Raw genomic sequence first — 6,077 nt, 5'->3', positions numbered from 1 at the left:
ATTGGGTGCAGCCATATCCTGCTTTTTGTTTTGCGCCGGGCTACACCCAACCCATAGATATTTCACTCCGTCCGGGCCCCTTCACGGCTCGCACCTCTCTAAGCCCTTAAAGGGCGAGATAAAAACAGGATATGGGTGTAGCCATATCCTGCTTTTTGTTTTGCGCCGGGCTACACCCAACGCATAGATATTTCACTCCGTCCGGGCCCTTTCAGGGCTTGCCTACCTCCAAGCCCTGAAAGGGCGTAATACCCAAAGGATGCTGGTGAAGCCACATCCTACAGGAAAGTGCCCCCAGATTGGCCAGGCGTCGGTACGGCCAGCAGGCCCGGTGCGGTGGAGCCGTCAGCCGCCGGATTAGTGCACATGGCGTCATCCAACGCATGAATATACCATTCCGTCCGGGCCCCTTCACGGCTCGCACCTCTCTAAGCCCTGAAAGGGCGAGATAAAAACAGGATTGGGTGCAGCCATATCCTGCTTTTTGTTTTGCGCCGGGCTACACCCAACCCATCGATATTAGACTCCTTCAGGGCTTGCCTACCTCCAAGCCCTGAAAGGGCGTAATACCCAAAGGATGCTGGTGAAGCCACATCCTACAGGAAAGTGCCCCCAGATTGGCCAGGCGTCGGTACGGCCAGCAGGCCCGGTGCGGTGGAGCCGTCAGCCACCGGAGGAGCCTGTCTCAATCAAATCCCACAAATTACCATACAAATCAGCAAAAACTGCCACTGTGCCGTATGCCTCTTGCGAAGGCTCACGAACGATTTTGATGCCCTGGTCAAGCAGGTTTTGATAGTCTTTTTGGAAGCTATCCGTGTGCAGGAATAAGAACACCCGGCCGCCAGTTTGGTTACCAACCCTGGTTTGCTGTTCCTCGCTGGCGGCCTTGGCCAGCAACAGCAGACAACCATCAGCTCCGCCTGGCGGTGCCACCAGCACCCACCTTTTGGTTTCGCTCAGGCGAGTGTCTTCCACAAGGGTGAAATGGAGTTTTTTTGTGTAAAACTCAATGGCCTCGTCGTAGTCGGCCACCACCAGGGCAATGTGTTTCAGCAGCTGTGTCATTTGTTTAGTAACCCTTGCCTGGAATGTCGTTCTGGAACTTCTCCATTCCTTTTCTGTCCTGTAGGGTCACGAAAACGGTTTTGCCATCGGCACCGCCAAAAACCAGGTTGCTGCACTTTTTGCCTGTAAGCGCCACTTCCCTTATCAATTCGCCAGCTGGACTCAATACGGCGATGACTCCTTTGCCATACCTGGCTACGTACAGATTTCCTTCTTTGTCGCACTTCATGCCATCAAAGCCGAAGTCGTCAAAGGAAGCGAATAGTCTTTTATTCGAGATGTCGCCATTGGCATCCACATCAAACGCCCATATTTTCAACTGCACGCTTTCATTTACATACAGCGTCTTTTCATCGGGACTCAGCGCTATGCCATTGGTGGTGCCCATGGCACTGTCGAGCAAAACGATGCTGCCATCGGTATCAATTCTCCAGATCTGCCCGGTTTTGTCTCCCCAGTTGGGGTCGGAAGCGTAAAGTCTTCCTTTGCTATCAATGCAGAGGTCGTTAGGCTGGTTGAAGGTGTCGTTGTGGGCAAACACGCTTACGGCCTTGGTGGCCATGTCAACCGCCAGCACATTGTGGCCCGTGTAGTCGGCCAGGTACATGGTGCCGTCTTCGCCAAATTTGATGCTGTTGGCCGTGCTGCCCTCGGGCAGGGTCAAAAAGAGCGATGCATTGCCTTCGCTATCTACCTTGCCAATAGTGCCGTCTTCTCCAAAGTTGACAACATACAGGTTGCCTTCGGCATCAAAGGCAGGCCCCTCAATGTTGTTGGTGAAAAGATTTTCGGCAGTGAAGTCGGTGCTTTTAAAGAGTTCTTCCGATTTTTTTTCGCTACAGGAAAAAAGAATGAAAAACAGGCTGTTTAAGTAGATTAGGGTCTTTTTCATGATCTGGTTTTGCCTCAAAGGTAAAAGGAAAGTCGTTCAAAAATATTTTTTGGAACAATCTTTGGCTTATTGCCAGTATGAACCAAAAAATCTAAAGATATGAAAAAGCTCATTTACTCCGCCTTTGTTGCTATGCTCCTTATCGGTCAATCCTGCGTAGGTCCGGAGGGCCCTCCCGGCCCACAGGGGTTCGATGGTTATGATGGTGTCGACGGAAAAGATGGCGAGGAAGCGTATGTGTTTGAATTCGTGTTCGACTTTGAATCGCCCGATTATGGCGTCCTTCTCGAGTATCCCGATGGATTTACTGCACTCGATTCAGACGTGGTATTGGTTTACCTGTTGTGGGATACGCTCGATGACGGCACCGAAGTGTGGCGCCTGCTGCCTCAGTCTATGATCACCGACTTCGGCTTTCTGCAGTACAACTTCGACTTCACCAAGTTCGACGCCAGGGTATTCCTCGATTCTGATTTCAACCTCGACAATCTCGGCTCGCCGTTTCTCGACAACTGGCTGGCCAGGGTAGTAGTTGTGCCTGGGCAGTTCACAGGCCGGATGGACTATAGCGACTATAATGCTGTAAAAGAAACATTTAACCTGCCAGACAAGGAAATACCCACTGGCTACGTTATATCCGAACGGCCGGAATAAGCAGGTGTATGGATAATGAATTCCGGTATTAAAAAGACCCGGCCGCTGGCCGGGTTTTTCGTTTTTTTCCGTCAGCCAATAGCAATGTGCCCCCGGGTTGTTTTCCTCCCACAGGGTTGATAAATTTAAAGCGAGACTTTCGTTTTATGGCAAAAAAGAAAAAGAGCACATCTGGCAAAATTGAATGGTTGAACCACGTCCTTGGATTTGCAGGAGTGGTTTTGGGTGTGCTGATAGCCTTTTGGCTTAACAACTGGGCGGGTAACAGGCGGGAGCAGCAAATAGCAGAGGTGGCTTTGAAAAATATTCGAAGTGAAGTAGCAAGAAATCAGTCTGCCATGGATACGCTAGTTCAAGTTAACGCACGTCAACTCGACTTTTTGAATGCTTACCTTCCATTGGTGGATGATAATATGACATTCTTAGGCTCCAGTAGTCAATTTGATTCCCTTCAGGCGCAATTCCCGGACTTACTGCTAGCGAAAGGTAGGCTTGATATAGAAATCGAATTGCTTGGCTTGCCTGAAGTGGCGTGGAAAACGAGCCTCAATTCTTCCATATTGTCATCAATCGATTTTAATCTCTTGTACGTAATTAACGAATCTTATGATCTTCAGGAAAAGGTAGCCGGCATAGACAACCTGTTAATCAGTGACCTGAGAAATATTGGAAATGGCAGGAAGAATGATTTCCACAGCTTTCAGCGAACGTTGGGCACGTATATGCAATTGTCGGAGCAGTTGCTACTAGAGAAATACCCCAGATGTCTGAAAGAAATTGATCTTTTTTTAGCCGACGGTAGTATGGATACTGACGCTTTGGTGCTTGATACCATCAAATAGCTATTGTTTTTTGTTTGGCATACAGCTATTATAGCCTAACAAATTTTTTATCGACATACTAATTGCCCGAACCATGGAATTCAAATTGGTGAAAATCGGTAACCAGATATGGATGGCCGACAACCTGGACGTAGACACATATCGCAACGGTGACCCCATCCCCGAGGTAACCGATACCGACGAATGGGATCGCCTCACCACCGGGGCCTGGTGTTACTACAACAATGACCCTGAAATGGGCAAGCTGTATGGCAAGCTCTACAACTGGTATGCCCTGGTCGACCCCAGGGGACTAGCCCCGGAGGGCTTCCGAATCGCCGGCGACAACGACTGGAAACTGCTCCTGCAAACCGTGGGGGGACATTTAACGGCCGGCGCCATTCTCAAGTCAACTGAGCTGTGGAAGGCACCCAACGACGGTGCCACCAATGAGGCGGGGTTCAACGCCAAACCCGGCGGCCTGTGCGACGACGACTGCTCCTTTATGGACAGGGGCAGCATAGGCTACTGGTGGACACCCGCCGAAGAAAGCAAAAAGCTCGCCTGGAGCTACATCATGGAATACGACAACGCCCACGTGAACAGAAGCTACTACGAAAAGAAAGATGGCCTTTCTGTTCGTTGCCTGAAGGCGTAGTTGGTCTTTTTTATAGCCTTTCGAAGCCAAATAACCGGCGACTTGCATTAAAGAGGTTACTCTCTGCGCTTCCGCAGAAAGTAACCTCTTTAATTTTTCCAGGGTACACCTTTCTGGTTGACATTTGTTTTTATTGCTATTTACACTTTCTTTTTTTGGGCGTGCCCCCCGCCAGCCATGTTCCGCTTGAAAGTAACCGACCTGTTTTGGCGGGGGTCGGGCTATCCGCTCCAAGTCCTCACCGCCCACTGGTTCCACCCGGGGCGGGTCCGGGCTTTCCGCTGCTATCCCTCACGCATGGCAATCCGAAGAATGATTTTGATTGGTTGGCAAAACTGGCGAGTTTTTGAAAGGGATATTTTGATGCCAAATGAAATGTAACCGAGCCTCTATTTATCCCGCTTTTAGTGGTACCTTCCGGTAGATTCATCTGCACGAGAATCGGGTACCATTCCAGCTCGCTCCCCCTCTGCACCTTCGGTGTTCATCAATTTTGAGTTTTACCAAACGTTTATCATCATGCGAGTTTCTGTTGTAAGGAAAAATGTAAAATTCATGCCCGACTCAAGCAAAGTTGTGGCAAGGTTTTTTGTTAACGGTGACGGACGTACCCAAAAACTAGTCGGCAGGGTAATGACCCTGGACGAAAAGCAGGTGGGCATTGCCCTGGAGCAAACCTTGCGTGAATTTGCGAGCCGGCACCGTAATATCTCGAGGATTTTTTTCAAGCATTGCGACAATATCCGAAAAGTAATTGAGGCTATGGAAATCGACTATGTGCAGCTTTCTGAGGAACGTAAGATGCTCATCGGTTCTTATTGCACGTCGGAGTACTCCATCGAATCCGCTGCTTTTTTCAACCCCTCCCTGATCAGCGACCTCGACCAGTTTTCTCTTGAGAATGGTGAGCAACGGGTGATTTTGTCTTTCAGGGCTACGGGAGAGGGGCATATTTCATCTATTGTTTTCAGGCGAGCGATCCTTGATGCGAACAATGACATGAAGGTAATGACCACTGGTAGCCATATGGACACACCGGAGATCACCCATAAGAAGCTGTACGACAAAAGCCGTTTTGTCAAGAAACTACAGGAAATGAGTATCCTCGAGAAATATTCTACCAACCTTATGGAGGCTTTGGCTGATAAATTTGAATACTATTCATTGAAACGAGCAGTCGACAAGGTGCTCAGTGATGGCACCATTAGCGCCGATAGAAGGATGGCTCTTGAAGAGATGACGTGGCTGGCAGATTCGTTTTATGATGTGGAGTTCAAACGTGATTCTGATATTTCGGAAAGAGTCTTATTTCCGGTGTCGGAGTCGGAAAGCAATGGCATAGAGGATGCCCGGTTTGTTCGGTTTACAGACGACGACATGAGCGAAAAAGTTTATGCTACCTACACTGCGTTCAATGGGCATACTATTCTTCCAAAGCTCCTCTCAACCGATGACTTTTATAGATTTAGGGTAATGCCCTTGCACGGCAATGGTGCTCTGAACAAGAACCTTGCCCTGTTTCCTAAGAAAATAAAAGGCAAATACGCCATGCTGGCAAGAGTGGATGGCGTAAACAACTACTTGATGTACTCCGACAGAAACACTGTCTGGAACAATCCTGTCATTATTCAGGAGCCTCGTTTTCCCTGGGAGTTCACCCAAATAGGTAATTGTGGTTCTCCCATATGGACCGAAGAGGGCTGGCTGGTAATTTCGCACGGCGTTGGCCCTATGCGGCGGTATTGCATTGGAGCCTCTTTGTTTGATCTGGATGATCCTTCAAAAGAGATTGGCAGGCTGGAGGAACCGTTACTTTCTCCTCTTGAACAGGAAAGGGAGGGCTACGTGCCCAATGTGGTCTACTCTTGTGGCGCTATGATCCACAACGCCAGCTTGATTCTGCCCTATGCGGTGTCTGACTATGCGTCAACATATGGCGTGGTGGGTATGGAAGAGCTTTTTTATGCGCTGAAGAAGAGATAGG

The 6,077-nt window shown here is 49.1% G+C and carries 6 protein-coding genes; 4 read left to right on the top strand and 2 right to left on the bottom strand.

Going from position 1 to position 6,077, the window contains the following annotated elements; genetic code table 11:
- Positions 1–663: 663 nt before the first annotated feature.
- Both AAC052_RS11215 and AAC052_RS11210 read right to left on the bottom strand, forming a co-directional pair.
- Complete coding sequence (locus AAC052_RS11215; RefSeq protein ID WP_339813286.1) at positions 664–1,068, bottom strand: VOC family protein; 405 nt, start codon at positions 1,066–1,068, stop codon at positions 664–666.
- A 4-nt stretch (positions 1,069–1,072) separates the two neighbouring features.
- Positions 1,073–1,960 carry an SMP-30/gluconolactonase/LRE family protein gene (locus tag AAC052_RS11210; protein ID WP_339813284.1) on the bottom strand — a complete coding sequence of 296 codons (888 nt, stop codon included), beginning with the start codon at positions 1,958–1,960 and terminating at the stop codon, positions 1,073–1,075.
- A gap of 99 nt (positions 1,961–2,059) precedes the next feature.
- Here AAC052_RS11210 and AAC052_RS11205 point away from each other — a divergent pair, with 99 nt between their 5' ends.
- The 4 genes from AAC052_RS11205 (at position 2,060) to AAC052_RS11190 (ending at position 6,076) form a co-directional block, all read left to right on the top strand.
- On the top strand, positions 2,060–2,614 hold the full coding sequence (locus tag AAC052_RS11205; RefSeq protein ID WP_151997441.1) for a collagen-like protein: 555 nt from the start codon (positions 2,060–2,062) through the stop codon (positions 2,612–2,614).
- A 146-nt stretch (positions 2,615–2,760) separates the two neighbouring features.
- Complete coding sequence (locus tag AAC052_RS11200; protein ID WP_339813282.1) at positions 2,761–3,456, top strand: hypothetical protein; 696 nt, start codon at positions 2,761–2,763, stop codon at positions 3,454–3,456.
- A 73-nt stretch (positions 3,457–3,529) separates the two neighbouring features.
- Positions 3,530–4,093: a fibrobacter succinogenes major paralogous domain-containing protein gene (locus tag AAC052_RS11195; protein ID WP_317487020.1), complete on the top strand. Its 564-nt coding sequence runs from the start codon at positions 3,530–3,532 to the stop codon at positions 4,091–4,093.
- A gap of 519 nt (positions 4,094–4,612) precedes the next feature.
- Entirely contained in the window at positions 4,613–6,076 is a 1,464-nt protein-coding gene (locus AAC052_RS11190; RefSeq protein WP_317487019.1) for a glycoside hydrolase family 130 protein, read from the top strand.
- Position 6,077 lies beyond the last annotated feature (1 nt).

This window comes from uncultured Imperialibacter sp. (genome assembly GCF_963974565.1).
GTDB lineage: Bacteria > Bacteroidota > Bacteroidia > Cytophagales > Cyclobacteriaceae > Imperialibacter > Imperialibacter roseus.
This window is presented reverse-complemented; position numbering and strand designations above follow the sequence as displayed.

What these genes read in the sequence shown, in the direction of transcription:
- AAC052_RS11215 (WP_339813286.1), bottom strand. Translation starts at nt 1,068, where the DNA reads ATGACACAGCTGCTGAAACACATTGCCCTGGTGGTGGCCGACTACGAC.
- AAC052_RS11210 (WP_339813284.1), bottom strand. Translation starts at nt 1,960, where the DNA reads ATGAAAAAGACCCTAATCTACTTAAACAGCCTGTTTTTCATTCTTTTT.
- AAC052_RS11205 (WP_151997441.1), top strand. Translation starts at nt 2,060, where the DNA reads ATGAAAAAGCTCATTTACTCCGCCTTTGTTGCTATGCTCCTTATCGGT.
- AAC052_RS11200 (WP_339813282.1), top strand. Translation starts at nt 2,761, where the DNA reads ATGGCAAAAAAGAAAAAGAGCACATCTGGCAAAATTGAATGGTTGAAC.
- AAC052_RS11195 (WP_317487020.1), top strand. Translation starts at nt 3,530, where the DNA reads ATGGAATTCAAATTGGTGAAAATCGGTAACCAGATATGGATGGCCGAC.
- AAC052_RS11190 (WP_317487019.1), top strand. Translation starts at nt 4,613, where the DNA reads ATGCGAGTTTCTGTTGTAAGGAAAAATGTAAAATTCATGCCCGACTCA.